The organism is Dyella humicola (assembly GCF_026283945.1).
GTDB classification, from domain to species: domain Bacteria; phylum Pseudomonadota; class Gammaproteobacteria; order Xanthomonadales; family Rhodanobacteraceae; genus Dyella; species Dyella humicola.
Genome location: NZ_JAPDPC010000002.1, coordinates 167,684 through 185,048, shown reverse-complemented (window position 1 = coordinate 185,048; position 17,365 = coordinate 167,684). Strand labels below are relative to the sequence as shown.

Here is a 17,365-nt window from a genome sequence, read left to right as displayed (position 1 = left end):
AGGACCGCGCGATGTCAGCCATCGATCTGCTGTTGCATCTGGACCATTGTGACCTGGACGTACCCGCCCCGCGTGCCGCCATGGCACTGGCTCAACGCCTGGGTGCGCGGCTGGACGCGCTTTACGTGGCCGACCTGCCCGCCGCTGCCTTCAGCCTGCCGGAGGCAGTCCCCGTGCAACTGGAAGAAACCCAGCGGCGGGTCGCCGAAGCCCATACGCACGCGATCCCCTGGCAACAACTGCTCGGCGCCCACGGCTTGACCGGTGCCTGGCGGGTCACCCAGGGGGACACCGTGCAAACCGTCAGTCAGGCCGCCTCCGGCTACGATTTCCTGATCATGGAACGCAGTCAGCAGCGCAGCGACGCGCCCGTGGGTTTTGGATCGGTGTCGCGTTGCGTCTTCGCCAGCGGCCGGCCAGTGCTGGTCGTGCCGGATCTGGCACCCGTCGCCGACATCGGCGCCCGTGTGCTGGTGGCATGGAACGGCAGCCGCGAATCTGCCCTCGCGCTCGCCGCGGCCCTACCCATCCTGCAGAAAGCGGACGACGTGCTGGTACTGGACGGCAGCGCAATGAATGAGGACCTGTTGCCCGTTCTACCGCCGCCCGGACTCGCCGATTGGCTGCAACGTCACGGCATCCGTGCACGCCTGGAGGTCTTCGATAGCGGCCCCAGCCACGCCGCTGGCCCCGCCGTGCTGGACGCGGCGCACAAGCACGGTGCCGACCTTATCGTGATGGGCGCATGGAGCCGCTCGCGGCTTGCCCAGATGATGTTGGGCGGCACGACCCGGCACCTGTTCATGCACGGGGATGTGCCGATGCTGGTTGCGCACTGAAAATCCACGCTCACGCGCCCAACGGCCCCGCCGTACAGAATAGCCTTCCATACGGCCGCTTGCGCAAGTCATTTTTGCGGGCTTAGGCTGGTCTCGCATTCGCACGATCCCCACTGCGTCCCCACGCGGCGTTGCGGATGCCATTCCAACATCGAGCCGTCAGGAGGTCGCTTATGTCGTCCGCAAGCCTGGCTGTACCCCGTATTGCCCATCCCGATAGCGTGCGCATCGCCGCGCTCAGTGCCGCCATCGCGCTCAATCTCGCCGCCCTGCTCGCCGTCATGCGGCCCCTGGCGCCTCACCTCGCCGAACAGGTCCAGCGCTTGGCCGACATGCAGATCCACTGGGTCACGACGCCGCCCGAAGTAAAGCCGCCGCCAACACTCGACATAAAACCCCTGGTCCAGCCCAAGCCCATGGCCCATCCGCAGGTGCAGCCACGGCCCGTGGTCGCGCCAGAGCCGATGGCGAGCGACGACAGCCCCATGGCGGTACCGACCGTTACGCCCACGATGGTCTCCGATGCACCCGACACCGGAGCGCAGGCAGCGCCGGTCGAAGCCACCCTCGCCTACAAGGCGGTCCCCCTGAAGTATCCGCCACAGGCATTGCACGCACACATGGAAGGCACCGTCTTGCTGAGAGTGCTGGTGGATGAGCAAGGCGTGCCGCAGGACGTGGTGATTGCCAAAAGCAGCGGCTATGCCCTGCTCGATCGCAGCGCGCGCGAGCAGGTGCTGAAAGGCTGGAAGTTTGAACCCGCCATGGCTAACGGACGCGCCATACGCGCGTGGGCGCGAGTGCCGGTCAGCTTCAACCTCAACGAGCTTTGAGGGGGTCGGCTTTGATCGGCACGGCGTAGATCCGCGTGGAAAGCGCGATACCCGACGCGCGGATCGATGGACAAGAGAGGCCCGGCCTGCATGGACTGCCAGGCCGGGCCGTTCCACGGCAAACGGAATTTAGCGCGCCGTCACCGGTGCCGGCGACGCCGGCCGGTGCGTGGCGCGTGCGATGGCCCAGACCACGGCCACCAGCAGAATCACCGGTAGACAGAACGGCAAAACGGCCAACGCCACCAGCGGCGCAATCACCAGCAGGGCCAGTCCACCGAACAGCAATCCCAGCGCCGCCCCGACGATGCTGAACAGCCCGCCGATCAGCGCGAAGGTCAACTTGAATACGACCCCGATAACGGCGGCCATAAGCCATAACGTCACTACCAGCATCAAGAGCAGGCTTATCGCGATCATGGCGCTCCTCCTTCCAGTAAAGCCCAGGGGCTTCATACGACGTCGTCATATTGGCGGCCGACGCAAGTTTCAAGGCCTCGACGGCATTGATCTTGCGCGCTTGCAACATCGTTCGCATGTTGCGGAAGTCATAGGCTGCCGGAGCCTTCCGGCACACTCGAGGTTACGGGACTTTAACGATGTGCATGGTCCACTGCGCCCCCGGTTCCTGACGAGGCCCTCGCATGGCGAAACACATGCAACACCTGAAGGCGCTGCGTGACATCGCATTTTCCTGTGGTGTAGGCGAGCATCCGGACCTTGCCTCGATGGCAAGAGAGCTCAGCCGCATGGTGTATCAGCACCGGCAGTCGCTGAACGACGACCTGGCCGATCTGCGTACACATAACAAGGGCTTCGAGCGTTGGCTGGTTGCCATGCGTAGCAAGCCGGACATCACCGTGCTGGTGAACGCCTGGCCTTCCAACCATGCCACCCCAATCCACGACCATGGCGGCCTGTGGGGGCTGGAGCTGGCCTTGCATGGCGCGCTCGAAGTGGAGTCGTGGGAACGCGACCCGCAGGGCCGCTCCCTGAGACCCGTGGGACGCGACTGGCTGGGCCCCGGCGATGCCAGCTGGTTCGATGCCGATGATCACTATGCGCATCGCTGCCGCAATCTCTCCCGGCACGACACCGCATTGACGCTTCACGTCTACGGTGGCGATCTGGCACAGTACTTCACTTACGAAAGAACCGGGGAAACCGGTCAATGGCTCACCAGGCCGCAGCGCAGCGCCATCGCTGGGCACCTGCACGCCTGAGCCGTACAACGCAATCATTTAAGGGAGTGGCATGTATCGAAGGGTCGCCATTATCGGCGGCGGCGCGGCAGCGGCAGCGCTGCTAAGCGAGCTGCTGGAACGCCAGCCGGCGCAGCCGTTGCATCTGGACTGGTACACCGGCGGCGACACGTCGGCGCGTGGCGTCGCCTATGGCACACGTTCGGACCGGCATCTGCTGAACGTGCGTGCAGCATCGATGAGCATGTTCGTCGCCAAGCCGCGCGGCTTCCTCGACTTTGCCCAGCGTGGCGATCACACCATTGCGGGAACCGACTTCCTGCCGCGACGTCTCTACGGCGACTACCTGGAAGCGGAAATGGCACGCGCACTGGAAAACGCTCGCGACGCTGGCCATGACATACGCGTGCTGCCGTTTGCGGTCGAAGCTGTGGTCCCGGAAAACGAAGGTGTCACCATCCTTCATGGTGAGGAGAACAGTCGCGTCGACGCCGCCGTACTCGCACTGGGATCGCTGCCGCCACTGCCCCTGGGTGGCGTGAGCGAAGCGGCCCTCGAGAGCGGCCACTACGTGACCGAACCGTGGGGTTTCCTCGCCTCGGTAAAGCCCGACAGCCGACCGCTCAAAGTGGTGCTGATTGGTCTTGGCCTCACCGCGGTGGATGTGCTTCTAGAGCTATCCGCGCAATGGCCGAATGCGCAATTCACTGCCATATCGCGACACGGCTTGTTGCCGGAGTCGCATCTGGAAGCGGCTTCCGCACCCGTGGATGACAGCAGCGACCTGATCGAATCGATGCGCGATGCGCCGGATATTCGCACTTGGGTCCGTCTGCTGCGCGAAACCGCGGCGCAGAGCAGCGACTGGCGCACGGTCATCGACAGCCTGCGTCCGCATACGCCATCGTTGTGGCGCCTGCTTCCCCTGGCCGAACGGGCGCGTTTCCTGCGCCATGCGCGCTGGGCCTGGGAGCGTGTGCGTCATCGCATGGCACCTCAAGTCATGACATCGATGGTGGAGCTGGAAGTCGACGGCCGGCTGCAACGCCGTCGCGGTCGCTTGCAGGCGGTCGATGTGGCCGGCGGCAAACTGCATTTGGATATTCGGTCGCCACGCGATGGCACGATCTCGTCGATGGACGCCGATGTGGTGATCCAGACGGTCGGCCTCAATACCGATGTGCGACGCACCAAGCATCGCCTGATTCGTCAGTTGGCGACCAACGGGCACGTGACACCCGATCCACTTGGGCTGGGCTGCGAAGGAACCACCGAAGGCCGCCTGCAGCATGACGGCCAGACCTGGCCACACCTCTACGCCATCGGCACCCTGCTGCGCGGCACGCTGTGGGAATCCACGGCGATGCCAGAGATCCGCCAGCAGGCACGTAACCTGGCCGACCGCATCCTGAGTCCTTGAATGACCCACGGCGGATGCCTCGGCATCCGCCGTGCGACAGTCGTTTTTTAGGCAAAACCGCCGAGCACGAGCTTGCCGATCGTGCTGGCGCTCTCCACCTGCGCATGCGCGCGGCGCAGGTTCGCCGCATTGATGGTGCCGAGGTTTTCACGCAAGCTGCTTCGCAGCACGCCGGCATCCACCAGATTGGCGACTTCATCCAGCAATACGTGCTGCGCCTGCATGTCATCCGTATGATGCAGCGAACGCGTATACATGAACTCCCAATGCAACGAGAGGCTCTTGGATTTCATCAGTCGGATGTCCAGCGGCGTTGCCGGGTCGTCGATCAGACCCAGTTTGCCCTGCGGCTTGAGCAGCTCCACCAGCGCGGGAAAGTGTTGCTCCGTATGGGTGAGGCTCAACACATAGTCGACGCCTGGCGGCGAGATGGCCTTGACCTGGGCGACGAGGTCGCCGCGATGATCGATCACATGATGCGCCCCCATGTCCCTTACCCACGCGCGGCTGTCGTCGCGCGACGCCGTAGCGATGACGGTGAGGTTGGTCAGGCGGCGCGCCAGCTGGATCGCCATGGAACCCACACCACCGGCTCCGCCGACCACCAGCACGACACCGCCGCGTGCCGTACTTCCGCGTGGCACGCCAAGGCGATCGAACAGAAGCTCCCATGCGGTGATGGTCGTAAGCGGCATCGCCGCCGCCTGAGCAAAATCCAGCGAGGCCGGTTTGCGCCCCACGATGCGTTCATCGACGAGATGAAGCTCGGCATTGCTGCCGGAGCGGTCGATGGCACCCGCGTAATAGACCGCATCGCCCGGCTTGAACAAACTGACGTCCGCACCGATCGCCACCACCGTACCGGCAGCATCCCAGCCAAGCACCTTGTCCGCTCCCTGCGGATCGGTGCGCATGCGTATCTTGGTGTCGACGGGATTGACCGAAACGGCTTCGACCTTTACCAGCAAGTCGCGCCCCTGTGCGATCGGCGCGGGCAAGTCGACATCCAGCAGACTTTGCGGATCGGTGACCGGCAGGCTATGTCGATAAGCGACGGCTTTCATGCGGTACTCCTGAGACGTGCTTCAGATAGCTGATACGAGACACCAGAGAACGATTCTGCGCTGGCAAAAATCCACGAACAAGCGCATGAACAGCGCCGCCGGCTCGATCGCATCGCCCATTGACGGCGTTAGCACGCAACTAAGCGCTGGCGACGGCCACCCCCATGGCCGTGGTTTGACGACGCCCCAGCGCCACGCTGGCCAGCGTGACCAGCAAACCGAGTACGGTGACCACGGCACCGGCGATGCTGACCGACGGCAGTCCAAAACCGAGATCGATCATCGAACCGCCGATAAAAGCGCCGATCGCATTGCCCAGATTGAACGCGCCGATATTGAGCGTCGATGCCAGATGCGGCCCGTCGCCGGCCTGCTGCACGACGCGCATCTGCAACAGCGGCACCGTGGCGAACGCCGCAACGCCCCAAACGAATACCGTGATGATGGCCGCCGTGGTGTCATGCATGGTCCAGGTGAATGCCAACATGATCAGGGCCAGCACCACCAGCACGCCGACCAGCGACGACATCAGGCGCCAGTCGGCCAGCCGGCCGCCAAGCATGTTGCCCACCGTCGTGCCGGCACCGAACAGCACCAGCACCCAACCCGTGGCGCCAACGCTCACATGGGACTGCTGTTGAAGAATCGGCGCGATATAAGTGAAGACGGTGAACACGCCGCCAAAACCAAGCACCGTCATCGCCAGTGCGAGCAACACCTGGGGTTGTCGCAACACCACCAGTTCGCGACGCATGTGCGGCATGGGGAGATCCGGCAATGCCGGCACCAGCCGCCATACGGCCATGGCCGCCACCACGCCCAACCCGGTGACCGCCCCGAAGGTCGAGCGCCAACCGGCCCATTGGCCGAGAAAGGTGCCAAACGGTACGCCCAGCACATTGGCCAGGGTCAAGCCGGTAAACATCAGGGCGATGGCGCGTGCCGCCTGATCACGCGGCACGATATGCGACGCCACGACCGCGCCGATGCCAAAGAACGAGCCGTGACAGAACGCGGCGACCACACGCGCCACCATCAGCACGCCATAGTTCGGTGCCACGGCACAAAGCGCATTGCCGACGATAAACAGGCCCAGCAACAGCAGCAAGGCGTTGCGGCGTTCCATCCGGGCGGTGAGCGCGGCCAGCACGGGTGCCCCTGCCGCCACGCCCAGCGCATAGCCCGATACCAGCAGACCCGCCGAGGGAATGCTGACATGCAGGTCGCCGGCCACTTCCGGCAACAGACCCATGATCACGAATTCGGTAGTGCCTATGGCAAAGGCCGCCACGGATAGGGCGAACAGTGCCCATTTGGAGGAAACGGCGCTCATCGTCGCCGTCCAACGGATCGGAGCGTCATGAGAATGGCTCTAACTAAGGAATGGTGCCCACTCTGCGCCTTGTCGAGCCCTGTGTTAATTGAGCAAACTAGAGAGGCATCTTTTCCAAAAAGTTGAAGATGGTCGATTTCGAAGACATGCGGCTGTTTGTCCGCGCGGTTACCGATGGCAGCCTCTCGGCCGCCGGGCGGGAGCTCGGCTTGTCCCCCGCCGCCGCCAGCAAGCGCCTCAACCGGCTGGAGCAGGCGCTGGGGGTAAGGCTCATGCAGCGCAGCTCACGCCGTCTCACGCTGACCGGAGAAGGCAGCATCTATTACGAACGCTGCCTGGCCATCATTGCCGACGTGGACGACGCCAATTCGGCGGTCGGCCTGGGGCAACTGGAGGTGCGCGGGCAGCTGCATGTATCCGCCTCGGTCGATATGGGCCGACAGTACATCGGCCCGATCGCGGCCGACTTCGCCGCCCAGCACCCGCAATTGACGCTACGCCTGACCAACACCGACGCGATGCTCGACCTGTTCGAGCATGGCGTGGACGTGGCCGTTCGCGGCGGCAACCTCACCGATTCGCGACTGGTCTCGCGCCGGCTCGCGCGCAACTTCCGCGTGGTGTGCGCGGCGCCTTCCTACCTGGCCCGACGCGGCCGCCCGTCCAGCGCCGACGAGCTGTCGCAGCACGACTGCCTGATGCTGCATCGCCCGGGACACGGCATCCTGCCGTGGATCCTGCAAACGCCGGAAGGCCCCCGCACCCTGCGCATCGACGCCAGCATTACCTGCGACAACGGCGACCTGATGCGCACGTTGGCGGTGGCCGGCCATGGCCTCGCCTTCAAGTCCGCCTGGGATATCGCCGACGATGTGCGCGCCGGAAGGCTGGTGCCGCTGCTGGCCGATGTGATCCTGCCGGAGGCAAACTTCTACGCGATCTATCCCAGTCGTTGCTACCTCCCGGCACGCATCCGTCTTTTCGTCGATCATCTGCAGCACCAGTTGGAGCAGCGCGAAAGCGATGTACTGAATACCGTACGCCACGCCATGACCTGAGGCCCCGACTGCAAGCCTCCTCTACCACTGGACGTTATCCACGAGGACATCATGTCGATCCACGGCAACACGCCCGCCTTCTGCACGACTGAGCGCCACGCATGCTGAGCAGCATCATCGGTGCCGTCGTCATCCTGCTGCATGCGGCCGGCGTGCTCGCGGCCATGCATGCGGTGATGAACACGCGCACGCCACAAGGCGCGTTCGCGTGGGCGCTCGGCCTGGTATTGCTGCCCTATGTCACCCTGGTGCCCTACCTCTACCTGGGCCGTAGCCGCTTCCATGGCTATGTCGACCTACATCGCCTGCGGCGCGAGCAGATGCAGGCGATGGCCGAAATCCAGCTCGAGTCCACGCAGCCGACACCCGAGACCTGCGCGCGCTACGCCGAAATCGCCCATATGCTGCGCACGCGCTTCCATGCCGGCCAGAAGCTGCGCCTGCTGGTCAATGGCGAGGCCGCGTTCGATGCCATGCTCGCCGCCATCAGCGGGGCGAAGCATTGCGTGCTGGTGCAATTTTTTATCATTCACGACGATATCCTGGGACGGCGGCTGCAACAGGTGTTGCTGGAACGCGCGCGCGCCAAGGTCGAGATATGCGTGCTCTACGACGGCATTGGCAGTCACGCCCTGCCGCATCAGTATGTGGATACGTTGCGCGATGCCGGCATCGCCATCCATCCGTTCGCCACACAGCGGCGCAGCAATCGCTTCCAGCTCAACTTCCGCAACCACCGGAAGATCGTGGTGATCGACGGCACCTATGGCTTTGTCGGTGGCCTCAACGTGGGCGACGAATATCTCGGGCTCAAGCCACCGCTTGCGCCCTGGCGCGATACGCATCTGCAGATCGAAGGGCCAGCCGTTGCCGACCTGCAGCGCAGCTTTGCGGAGGACTGGCATTGGGTCACCGGCGCGTTGCCACCGCTGTTGTCGCCCACGCTCAACGAGGGCCGTGCGCACACGCTGGTTGTCGCCACCGGCCCCGCTGACCGGCAGGAAAGCTGCTCGCTGTTCTTCGTCGCCGCCATTCATGCGGCGCGCAGACGGCTATGGATCACCACGCCGTATTTCGTTCCCGACCAGGCCGTGATGTCGGCCTTGCGTCTAGCCGTGTTTCGCGGCGTGGACGTACGCGTGCTGATTCCGTCGCGGCCCGATCACCGCACCGTGTTTCTCGCCACCGGGCTTTATGCGCACGATGCGGTGGGCGCCGGCATTCGCATCTTCCGCTACCAGCCCGGCTTCCTGCATCAGAAGGTGATGCTGATCGACGACGATACCGCGTCGATTGGCAGCATGAATCTCGACAACCGCTCGTTCCGCCTCAATTTCGAGATCGGCGCGCTCAATGTGGATGGCGATTTCGCCATGCAGGTGGAAGCCATGTTGCTCGAGGACTTCTCACACGCGCACGAGGTGACCGAGGCGGAGTATCTCAGGGCGCCGTATCACCAGCGACTGGCCATGCATGTCGCGCGGCTGTTCGACCCTGTGTTGTAAGTATCAGCCACGCATCGTGTTGCCGTACGTCATGTACAGCACGCCGGTAAGCACGGCCGCAGCCAGGGACATAAGCGCAGCGACGACGAACATTGGCGCGTAGCGACCGCCGGACGCGATCCAGCCGCCGAGCGGGCCGGTGATGCCCAGCGCCACATCGATGAAGACCGAATACGCCCCCAGCGCGGAGCCACGATTGCTCACGCTCACTCTTTCCACCGCGACCACGCCAAGCGAGGGAAAGATCAGGGAGAAGCCGATGCCGGTCAGTGCCGCCCCCAACATCGCCACCCCGACGTGGTTCGCGCTGCCCAGCACCAGCAGGCCCAGGCACTCGACCAGCAGCGACACCAGCGCCACGCGATAGCCACCGAAATGCGCAATGGTCCAGCCGAACACCAGGCGCACGCCCACGAAACACAGCCCGAACAGGCTCAGCGTAGGTGCCGCGCCCGCCCAGCCCTGGCTGGCGTAGTACAGCGTGATGAAGGTCGCCAGGACGCCGAAGCCGATCGAACCCAGCGCCAGCCCCATGCCATATGGCGCAACACGTCCGAACACATGGCGCATCGGCAGGCGCTCGCCCGTTTCGACGCGCACGGCCGGGCGCCGCCATGCCAGCAGCAGGGAGAACAGCATCAGCGCAACGCTGGCGATACCGATGACAACGAAGCCAAAGGCCGAGGTGAGTAGCACGCCGACCGGCGCTCCCACGGCGAGGGCGCCGTACGTGGCGATGCCGTTCCAGGAAATCACCTTGGCCGTGTGCTGGTTACCCACCCGCCCAATGCCCCACATGATGCAGCCCGTGGCCACGCAGCTCTCGCCCATGCCCAGCGCCAGCCGGGCCAGCAACATCACGCCCAGCGATACGGCTGGCAGGTCGTGCAACAACGCTGCGCCCATCATCAACAGACCGCTGCCGCCACAGGCAGCCAGGCCGATCAGCGCCGCCCGCTTGGGGCCGGCCGTGTCGGACGTGCGTCCGGCGAACCCGCGGCTGAGCAAGGTGGCGACGTACTGCGTGCTGATCACCAGGCCCGCCAGCACCGCGCCAAAGCCCAGGTCGTTATGCACGAAGGGCGGCAGCACCGCCAACTGCATGCCGATGACCAGGTAGGCCAGAAAGGTGAAACAAACGATCTGGACGATGCGGAGGGTCAATGGCAGGCCGCTGCCGGCCACTTCAGCTTGGGTATTCATGGCCACAACGTGCGTGGAGAGGAAGGCAAAACGTCCGAGCCGGGCACCAGGCTTGGCAGCCTGGGCTCCGCCACGGCAAGATCAGGACAGTCGGCGCCGGGCGAACAGCAACCAGCCGAGATACACGCCGATGACAACACCAACGAGTTCGCACAGCACGCGCAAGCCGATGCTGTCGGGATCGTGCACTTCGGCCAGGCGCGCCCGCAGCAACTCCAGCGATTGCAATCGTCCATAGTTGAAATAGAACAGGTTCCACAGGTCGCCACCGCCGGCCAGCAGCATGCTCAGCACGGCCGTCCAGCTGATTTCCAGGCCCAGGCTCCAGCCTTGGGTCCGGCCGACCCAGTGGATCAGACCAAACAACAGAAAAGCCACCACGGCCGCGATGACACCGGCTTCCAGGCCACCTGTCAGGCCGTACCCCATCCACGACTGGTCGTAAGGCATACCCCTGTCCACCATTGTTGTTGTTTGCAGGCATTATGCCCTTAGCGAAGCGGCTTACGAACGGCCTGATGGCTCAATGTAGGAAATACCCTACCCTGAACAGCACACATTGCGTACACATCACTCGTCGAATTAGTCACATCGTTACAAGCAGTTGGACGGCTAGACTCGGTGAACGCAACCTATTACGAGCTCCGGACGACGCATGAGCCAGCCCATCAGCAGTCGCGCCGCCCTGATCCTGGTCGACGTGCAGCCAGACTTCATGCCCGGCGGTGCCCTGGCCTGCCATGAGGGCGATGCCATCGTCCCCGGCATCGATCAGTTGCTGAAGCGGCACCTGTTCCGACATGCGGTTGCTACCCAGGACTGGCACCCTGCCGGTCACGTCTCCTTTGCCAGCACCCATCCGGGCCGCGAACCGTTCGAGCGCATTCCGCTGTATGGCCATGCCCAAACGCTATGGCCCACCCACTGCGTGCAGGACACAGCAGGAGCGGCGCTGCACCCTGGGATCGACTGGTCTGGCGTGGACACGGTTATTCGCAAGGGCGACGATCCGCGCGTGGATTCCTATAGCGGCTTTCGTGAAAACCACGGACCCGACGGCCAGCGCCCCTCGACCGGACTCGCCGACTGGCTGCGCGAACATGACGTTGACGAAGTGTATGTCTGCGGGCTGGCGCGAGACGTATGCGTGTTGTGGACGGCGCAGGATGCGGTCGAACTGGGCTTTCGCACGCATGTGCTGTGGGACCTGACCCGCCCGGTTTCGCCCGATGCCGATGCCGACCTCGCGACCCGCGTGCGTTATGACCAGTTGGGCGTCAACGTGATCGACTCGAATGCACTGGGCTGAGTCGGGGCGACACGATCAACCGTCGTTCTCCGAGCTGACGCCGACATGCAGTTCGCCGTCCTCGCCGACGTCGACGGCAATCTCGATGGGACGGCAGCAGACCTGGCAGTCTTCGATATAGCGCTGACTGTCCACCGAGCCGTCGACCAGGATCTCGATCGGCTCACCGCAATACGGACAATGGATCAGGACAGGGTCAAGCATGGCGCTCACTCCATCATGTCACCCCGGCACCGGAGCGGCAGTCACTCAGCGCTTCGCCATCGACAGCGACGATCCCCGCGCATTCACTTGCACGGTGCTGTCCTGGCCAGCGCCCAGGGTCGCATCCACCCTGGCATCCCTCAAGCGGCGACAGGCGCCGGAGTTCTGCAGCGAGATCGCATGCGTGCCACTGGGTAGGCGGAACGCCGCCTGCTCACCGATTTCCAGCTGCGCTGCCTGCTTGTCGTCAATGAAGATCTGGCTGGAGCAGCCGCCGCCGAACAAGCCGTTGTCGCGGACCACCAGCAAGGTGGCATCGCCATCGCCCGGTGCCTGGTACAGGAACAATCGATTGCTGACGGCGTTGCGGATCGCAGTGTCATGGGTGGTTGCCGTACCGCAGCCGGCCAGCACGATGGCAGCCAATCCACCTAGCATCGCTTTCATCGCCTGAGCTCCTCGCGTCGACACGGCACGAGCGAGCATCGCGTTTGTGCGATCAAACCGACGTGAATCGCGCCCTTACGTGACCGGTGGCACCCAGGCCGACGGCGTCAGGATCTCGAACCATCCCTCGCGCGCGGTGCGCCGGGCGAGCTGCAGCACGGCCTTGTCCTTGCTGAGCAGCCATCGCGCGCCGGCTGCCAGCGCCAGTTCGAGGAATTTCTGGTCATCCGGATCGGCACAGCGCGGAAGCCTCGCATCGCGGGGCAGCGACAAGCTCGACTCGGACAACCGTTGTATCCACTGATCGAACGCCGCGCCGGCCTCGCACTGGACATCCTCCGGCAGCGCCAGCGCCGGGTAGCCAAGTACGGCCAGCCATTCCTCGCGGCAGACGTCGTCCACCACGGCTTGCACCGTGCCCGCCTGCAACGCCGACCACAGGCGGGCGCAACCGGCGTCGCGGAACACGAAAAGGTCAAGCGCCACATTGGTGTCGAGGACAAGGCGGGGCGTACGGTCGGGCATGGCGCGCATGGTGGCACAGCCGGCCGCCTGCGGCGCGCAAGGTACACTAACGCCCCTGCCCTCCGGACGACCGCCATGACTGAACGCCTTTTCGACGACTTTGTGGTCCGTTCTACGGCGGTCGCCGAAGGCTCCCGCTTCAGCGCCTGCATCGTCGTCACGCCGCGTGGACGCCACGGTTACCCGGTGTATTACGCGGTATGCGAGAACCGCAGCTTCCGTCAGGAAGAGCTGGCCGAGCAGGCCGCAGCGAACGCGTTGGCCGCAATCGTGTCGCTGGAAGGCGATGGCACGCCCGTGTTTCCGGAAGGCTATACCGGCTTCGACGATGCGCCGCCCGAGCACACGGATGCATGACAGCGCTCAAGTATCTCGGCGGCTATCCTCCCGCGCTGCTGGACAAAGTGCGGCAGCTGATTGCACGCGACGAGCTTGGCGACTATCTGCAACGTCGCCATCCGGGACGCCATGACGTCCACAGCGACAAGGCCCTCTACGCGTATACCAATGCGCTGCGCCAGGAACATATGCGCAACTCGCCGGGTATCGACCGGGTCTGGTACGACAGCAAGCTGGACGTGATCCAGCGTGCGCTGGGCCTGCACACGGCCATCTCGCACATCCACGGCGGACGCCTGAAGGCACGCAAGGAGATCCGCATCGCCTCGCTGTTTCGCGAGACGGCGCCGGAGTTCCTGCAGATGATCGTGGTTCACGAGCTGGCGCACCTGAAAGAGCCCGAGCACAACAAGTCGTTCTACCAGTTGTGCGAGTACATGCAGCCGGATTACCACCAGCAGGAACTCGACCTGCGCCTGCATCTCACCTGGCGCGACGTGCTCACCAAGCGCGCCTCGTAGCCCGCCCTCGCCACGCTAGAATGGCGCTCTCCCGCGCCCATCCAGGCGCGTCGTTTAACCCGAGTGGATGGTGTCGCAGCATGAGCCGCAAGCTGTTGGAGCTGTTTGGTGATCGCCCACGCATGGTTCGCATCGGTGGCCGTAAGTTCGTCAGCGAGGGGCTGACACGGCGTTTCTGGGACGATATCTATCATTTCGCCCTGACCATCCGCTGGCCCGTGTTCTTCGGCCTGGCCGCCACCGTCTTCGTACTGCTGAACGTGGTGTTCGGACTGTTCTACCAGCTCGGCGACGACGCTATCGCCAACCAGTATCCACGCAACTTCGGCGGCGCGTTCTTCTTCAGCGTGGAGACCTTGGCCACGGTCGGCTACGGCGACATGCATCCACAGACGGTCTACGGACATCTCGTGGCGACGGTGGAGATTTTCACCGGGATGCTCAGCATCGCCCTGGTTACCGGCATGGTGTTCGCGCGGTTCTCACGACCGCGCGCGAAGATGATCTTCGCCGATCATCCGATCGTGCGTCGCATCCACGGCCAGCGAACCCTGATGATCCGCGCCGCCAACGCGCGCCAGAATGTCATTGCCGAAGCCTCAGCCAAGCTGCATCTTCTGCTGCGTGAAACTTCCCCCGAAGGCTTTCGCCTGCTCCGCATTCACGACCTAAGGCTGGTGCGCGACAGCCACCCGGTGTTCTCGCTGAGCTGGAGCCTGATGCATGTCATTGATGACAGCAGCCTGCTGCACGACATGAGCCCGGAAGCACTGGCAGAGAGGGAGGCGACGTTGATCCTGACCATCGAGGGGATCGACGAAACCACGTCGCAACCGATGCTTGCCCGACGCCAGTGGAATCATCGTGACTGGCGCTGGAACCATCGCTATGTCGACCTTGTTCACGACGACGAACTCGGCGTCAGCCACATCGACTACGGCGTGTTCCATCACGTGCTGCCGGTGGGCGAGGACGAGGACTCCGATCAGTTCTGACACTCGCCCTAGAGCGTGAGCAGCACCTTGCCGATGGCCGCACGACTCTCCAGGAATGCATGCGCCTGGGCACCGTCGCGCAGGGCAAAGCGTGCGGCAATATGGGCTTTGAGGGCGCCGCAACGCATCTGTTCAAACAGCGCAGTGGCCCGCTCCCGACGACTCTCCGCGCCCGTCAGCACATTCCATAAGTCGCCGCCGGTGAGGGTGAGCGAGCGGTCCATCAGCAGGCGCGGATCGACCGGATCGGGATCACCCGCCGCCATGCCGTAGAACACGACCGTGCCGCCGATGCGTGCCGCAGCCAGGCTATCGGCCAGCGTGCGCCCAACGGAATCGTAGACCACATCCGCACCATGGCCGCCCGAAAGCTCCCTGGCCGCCGTCACCCATGCGTCGTATCCCACGGCCACGTCGGCACCCGCGGCAATCACCGCGTCGCGCTTGGCTTCACTGGAGGCGATGCCCAGCACGACCGCGCCTAGCGCCTTCAGCATCTGCACCAGCAACAAGCCCACGCCACCCGCCGCGGCATGCACCACAGCCACGTCATCCGGCCGCACCATGAAGCTGTCGGTCACCAGGTACTGCGCGGTCAAGCCCTGCAGCAGCACGGCGGCCGCCGTATCGAAATCGATGTCATCGGGCAACGGGATCAGGCGGTCCCGGTCGACCACGACCAGTTCGGCATTGGCATGGGGCATGTCGGCAAAGCCGACACGGGTCCCTGCTGGAAACAGCGGGTCGCCTGGCACCGGCGTTTCGACCACGCCAGCGCCCTCATATCCGAGCGTCCACGGTGCCGATCCGCTGAGGTGGTAATTGCCGTTGCGGCGATAAACATCGGCGAAGTTCAGCCCCACGCTGCGAACGCGTACGCGCACCTGCCCAGGGCCGGGCACGGGATCGGGCTGTTCCGACCAATGCAGCACATCGGCGGCACCAAAGCGATCGAACGTCAGAGCGTGCATCGGAAGATTCCTCAAAGCGACATTGGATCCTGCCAAGGATGCCAGCTTTGACATTCGTGCTGGCCCCTCCCTATCCCGCTGGCGCGAACGATGACAGAACACGCCTTGAACAGACGTGTTTCAGTCAAGCCGAGCTCCGCGTGGTTCGCGTCGGCTCAGCCGGTCGGGATCGGCACTTCGCTGGCCCGGTTGAAGTCGCCGATGACCTCGACCAGGTCGGTCACGGCCAGGCGCTCGACGTCCGTGAGGTCCGGGTTCCAGCTATCGAGGATCAACACCACGCGCGTCTCGTTGCTGTTGTTCCAGGCTTCGTGCTCGAAGGTGTCGTCGAACGTGACGCAACGCCCTTCCTGCCATTCGTGAATCTCACCGCCGACGCTGATCGCGCAATCCGACGGCACGATCAGCGGCAGGTGCGTGACCAGACGCGTGTTGGTGACGCCGCGATGCGGAAGGATGTGGGTACCCGGACGCAGCACCGAGTACAACGTCTCCGGCGCATGGTCGCGAATGCGCACCAGCGGAAGCGAGTCGAGCAGACCCGACGTACGAGGGCAACGGGCGCACTGCTCGTCATAGCGCTCGCCGTGGCGATAGAAGAAGTAACCATCCCACACGGCCGCCTGGCTACCGGACGAACGCAGATGCTCCTTGAGCTCCTCGGGCGAGCGCTCGCCCAGGAACGGCTGCAACGGCTGATTCTCCGCCAGCACGGCCATCAGCTCCTCGCGGATCGCCAAGGTGGCGGCTTCCAGCTCGGCTTGCCACGGAAAGCGGGAGGTCGGGTAATAGGTTTGACTGGGCACGCCGGGGAAATACAGAAACTTGGGCTTTTGCCGCGGATCGGGCAAGGGCGCCGGCTGCTCGCCGAGATAGATGGCCAGGCATTGCTCCACGCGCGTCAGCTCGGCCCGTCCGTAGCGCTGCCGCAGCGGCTCCAGCACGGCGTCGAAGACCGGACGTCGGCCCGCGTCGATAAACTGGATGGCGTGTCTCACTGCCCCCTGCAAGCCGGGCGCTGTCGTCGCGTCGTTCAACCAGCGGCCTTGCGCCTGCGCGGCGTTCACGGCGCCGAAATAAGCCAGCAGTGCGCTATGTGTCTCGCCCAACTGCTCCAACGCGATGCCCAGGCGCAAACGTGCGACGAAGATCTGGGAGGCCAGCTGGAGACAGCGTCGCAAGCTACGCACGGCGCCTTGCAGATCACCCGAGGCCATCTGCGCCGCGCCCAGCTGATGCAACGTGTCAGGCGCATCGGGTCGTGCCCGTTCGGCGGTCAGCAACATCGCCACCGCGCGCACGGCGTCCCCACGCACCAGGTGGCGGCTGGCCAGGAACTGGAGCGCCTCCACATCCCCGGGGGCCAGTTCGAGCAGGCGGGCGAAATACTGCTCCGCCAACATGGCGTCACCCTGCCGCAATCCGTTGACCGCCATTTCGCGCAGTGCCGCGGCCCCTGCCTGAATTCCACCATTCATCGTCTGATCTACTGCCATGCCCCGTAACTACCCCATGCAAAGACCGCCGGCCTCGTCGCGGCGGGTATGGGCATAATAGACGCGTTTTGTGAGGCCGTACGCATCGTGATGCCCGCCGG

At 64.4% G+C, this 17,365-nt stretch carries 20 protein-coding genes; 10 read left to right on the top strand and 10 right to left on the bottom strand.

Annotated elements, in window-relative coordinates; translation table 11 throughout:
* Window positions 1-11 precede the first annotated feature (11 nt).
* Entirely contained in the window at window positions 12-839 is an 828-nt protein-coding gene (locus OUZ30_RS15505; protein ID WP_266183337.1) for a universal stress protein, read from the top strand.
* A 173-nt stretch (window positions 840-1,012) separates the two neighbouring features.
* A complete protein-coding gene (locus tag OUZ30_RS15500) occupies window positions 1,013-1,672 on the top strand; it encodes an energy transducer TonB (RefSeq protein WP_266183336.1) in 660 nt (219 codons plus the stop codon).
* Between the two features lie 129 nt (window positions 1,673-1,801).
* On the opposite strand, the gene OUZ30_RS15495 is transcribed toward OUZ30_RS15500, so the two are convergent.
* A complete protein-coding gene (locus tag OUZ30_RS15495; RefSeq protein WP_266183335.1) occupies window positions 1,802-2,092 on the bottom strand; it encodes a hypothetical protein in 291 nt (96 codons plus the stop codon).
* A 236-nt stretch (window positions 2,093-2,328) separates the two neighbouring features.
* On the opposite strand from OUZ30_RS15495, the gene OUZ30_RS15490 reads away from it, so the two are divergent.
* Both OUZ30_RS15490 and OUZ30_RS15485 read left to right on the top strand, forming a co-directional pair.
* Complete coding sequence (locus OUZ30_RS15490) at window positions 2,329-2,895, top strand: cysteine dioxygenase (protein ID WP_266183334.1); 567 nt, start codon at window positions 2,329-2,331, stop codon at window positions 2,893-2,895.
* 31 nt (window positions 2,896-2,926) lie between these two features.
* Window positions 2,927-4,294, top strand: a complete 1,368-nt coding sequence (locus tag OUZ30_RS15485; protein WP_266183333.1) for an FAD/NAD(P)-binding protein — start codon at window positions 2,927-2,929, stop codon at window positions 4,292-4,294.
* 47 nt (window positions 4,295-4,341) lie between these two features.
* On the opposite strand, the gene OUZ30_RS15480 is transcribed toward OUZ30_RS15485, so the two are convergent.
* Window positions 4,342-5,358, bottom strand: coding sequence for a zinc-binding alcohol dehydrogenase family protein (locus tag OUZ30_RS15480; RefSeq protein WP_266183332.1), 1,017 nt, complete (start codon window positions 5,356-5,358; stop codon window positions 4,342-4,344).
* Between the two features lie 139 nt (window positions 5,359-5,497).
* Complete coding sequence (locus tag OUZ30_RS15475; protein WP_266183331.1) at window positions 5,498-6,691, bottom strand: MFS transporter; 1,194 nt, start codon at window positions 6,689-6,691, stop codon at window positions 5,498-5,500.
* Between the two features lie 128 nt (window positions 6,692-6,819).
* Between OUZ30_RS15475 and OUZ30_RS15470 the strand changes: the two genes are divergently transcribed.
* The gene (locus tag OUZ30_RS15470; RefSeq protein ID WP_266183330.1) at window positions 6,820-7,749 is read left to right on the top strand and encodes a LysR family transcriptional regulator; all 930 of its coding nucleotides are present in this window, start codon (window positions 6,820-6,822) and stop codon (window positions 7,747-7,749) included.
* A 101-nt stretch (window positions 7,750-7,850) separates the two neighbouring features.
* Window positions 7,851-9,254 carry a cardiolipin synthase gene (gene cls, locus OUZ30_RS15465; RefSeq protein ID WP_266183329.1) on the top strand — a complete coding sequence of 468 codons (1,404 nt, stop codon included), beginning with the start codon at window positions 7,851-7,853 and terminating at the stop codon, window positions 9,252-9,254.
* Between the two features lie 3 nt (window positions 9,255-9,257).
* On the opposite strand, the gene OUZ30_RS15460 is transcribed toward cls, so the two are convergent.
* Both OUZ30_RS15460 and OUZ30_RS15455 read right to left on the bottom strand, forming a co-directional pair.
* Complete coding sequence (locus OUZ30_RS15460) at window positions 9,258-10,457, bottom strand: MFS transporter (RefSeq protein WP_266183328.1); 1,200 nt, start codon at window positions 10,455-10,457, stop codon at window positions 9,258-9,260.
* 81 nt (window positions 10,458-10,538) lie between these two features.
* A complete protein-coding gene (locus OUZ30_RS15455) occupies window positions 10,539-10,907 on the bottom strand; it encodes a hypothetical protein (protein ID WP_266183327.1) in 369 nt (122 codons plus the stop codon).
* Window positions 10,908-11,112: 205 nt separating this feature from the next.
* Here OUZ30_RS15455 and pncA point away from each other — a divergent pair, with 205 nt between their 5' ends.
* Window positions 11,113-11,766 carry a bifunctional nicotinamidase/pyrazinamidase gene (pncA, locus tag OUZ30_RS15450; RefSeq protein WP_266183326.1) on the top strand — a complete coding sequence of 218 codons (654 nt, stop codon included), beginning with the start codon at window positions 11,113-11,115 and terminating at the stop codon, window positions 11,764-11,766.
* Between the two features lie 15 nt (window positions 11,767-11,781).
* Here pncA and OUZ30_RS15445 read toward each other — a convergent pair whose 3' ends face one another.
* From OUZ30_RS15445 to OUZ30_RS15435, 3 genes are all read right to left on the bottom strand, one after another.
* Complete coding sequence (locus OUZ30_RS15445; protein ID WP_266183325.1) at window positions 11,782-11,970, bottom strand: CPXCG motif-containing cysteine-rich protein; 189 nt, start codon at window positions 11,968-11,970, stop codon at window positions 11,782-11,784.
* Between the two features lie 45 nt (window positions 11,971-12,015).
* A complete protein-coding gene (locus OUZ30_RS15440) occupies window positions 12,016-12,417 on the bottom strand; it encodes a hypothetical protein (RefSeq protein WP_266183324.1) in 402 nt (133 codons plus the stop codon).
* 75 nt (window positions 12,418-12,492) lie between these two features.
* Complete coding sequence (locus OUZ30_RS15435; protein ID WP_266183323.1) at window positions 12,493-12,951, bottom strand: putative toxin-antitoxin system toxin component, PIN family; 459 nt, start codon at window positions 12,949-12,951, stop codon at window positions 12,493-12,495.
* A 66-nt stretch (window positions 12,952-13,017) separates the two neighbouring features.
* Here OUZ30_RS15435 and OUZ30_RS15430 point away from each other — a divergent pair, with 66 nt between their 5' ends.
* The 3 genes from OUZ30_RS15430 to OUZ30_RS15420 all read left to right on the top strand — a co-directional run bounded on the left by OUZ30_RS15430 (window position 13,018) and on the right by OUZ30_RS15420 (window position 14,797).
* The gene (locus OUZ30_RS15430; RefSeq protein WP_266183322.1) at window positions 13,018-13,299 is read left to right on the top strand and encodes a hypothetical protein; all 282 of its coding nucleotides are present in this window, start codon (window positions 13,018-13,020) and stop codon (window positions 13,297-13,299) included.
* Window positions 13,296-13,802 carry a M48 metallopeptidase family protein gene (locus OUZ30_RS15425; RefSeq protein WP_266183321.1) on the top strand — a complete coding sequence of 169 codons (507 nt, stop codon included), beginning with the start codon at window positions 13,296-13,298 and terminating at the stop codon, window positions 13,800-13,802. Before OUZ30_RS15430 ends, OUZ30_RS15425 begins: the two co-directional genes overlap by 4 nt.
* 80 nt (window positions 13,803-13,882) lie before the next feature.
* Window positions 13,883-14,797: an ion channel gene (locus OUZ30_RS15420; RefSeq protein ID WP_266183320.1), complete on the top strand. Its 915-nt coding sequence runs from the start codon at window positions 13,883-13,885 to the stop codon at window positions 14,795-14,797.
* A gap of 8 nt (window positions 14,798-14,805) precedes the next feature.
* Here the strand turns inward: OUZ30_RS15420 and OUZ30_RS15415 are convergent, their stop codons facing one another.
* Together OUZ30_RS15415 and OUZ30_RS15410 are read right to left on the bottom strand one after the other, a co-directional pair.
* A complete protein-coding gene (locus tag OUZ30_RS15415) occupies window positions 14,806-15,768 on the bottom strand; it encodes a quinone oxidoreductase family protein (RefSeq protein ID WP_266183319.1) in 963 nt (320 codons plus the stop codon).
* Window positions 15,769-15,923: 155 nt separating this feature from the next.
* Window positions 15,924-17,246, bottom strand: coding sequence for an aspartyl/asparaginyl beta-hydroxylase domain-containing protein (locus tag OUZ30_RS15410; RefSeq protein WP_266183318.1), 1,323 nt, complete (start codon window positions 17,244-17,246; stop codon window positions 15,924-15,926).
* Window positions 17,247-17,365 lie beyond the last annotated feature (119 nt).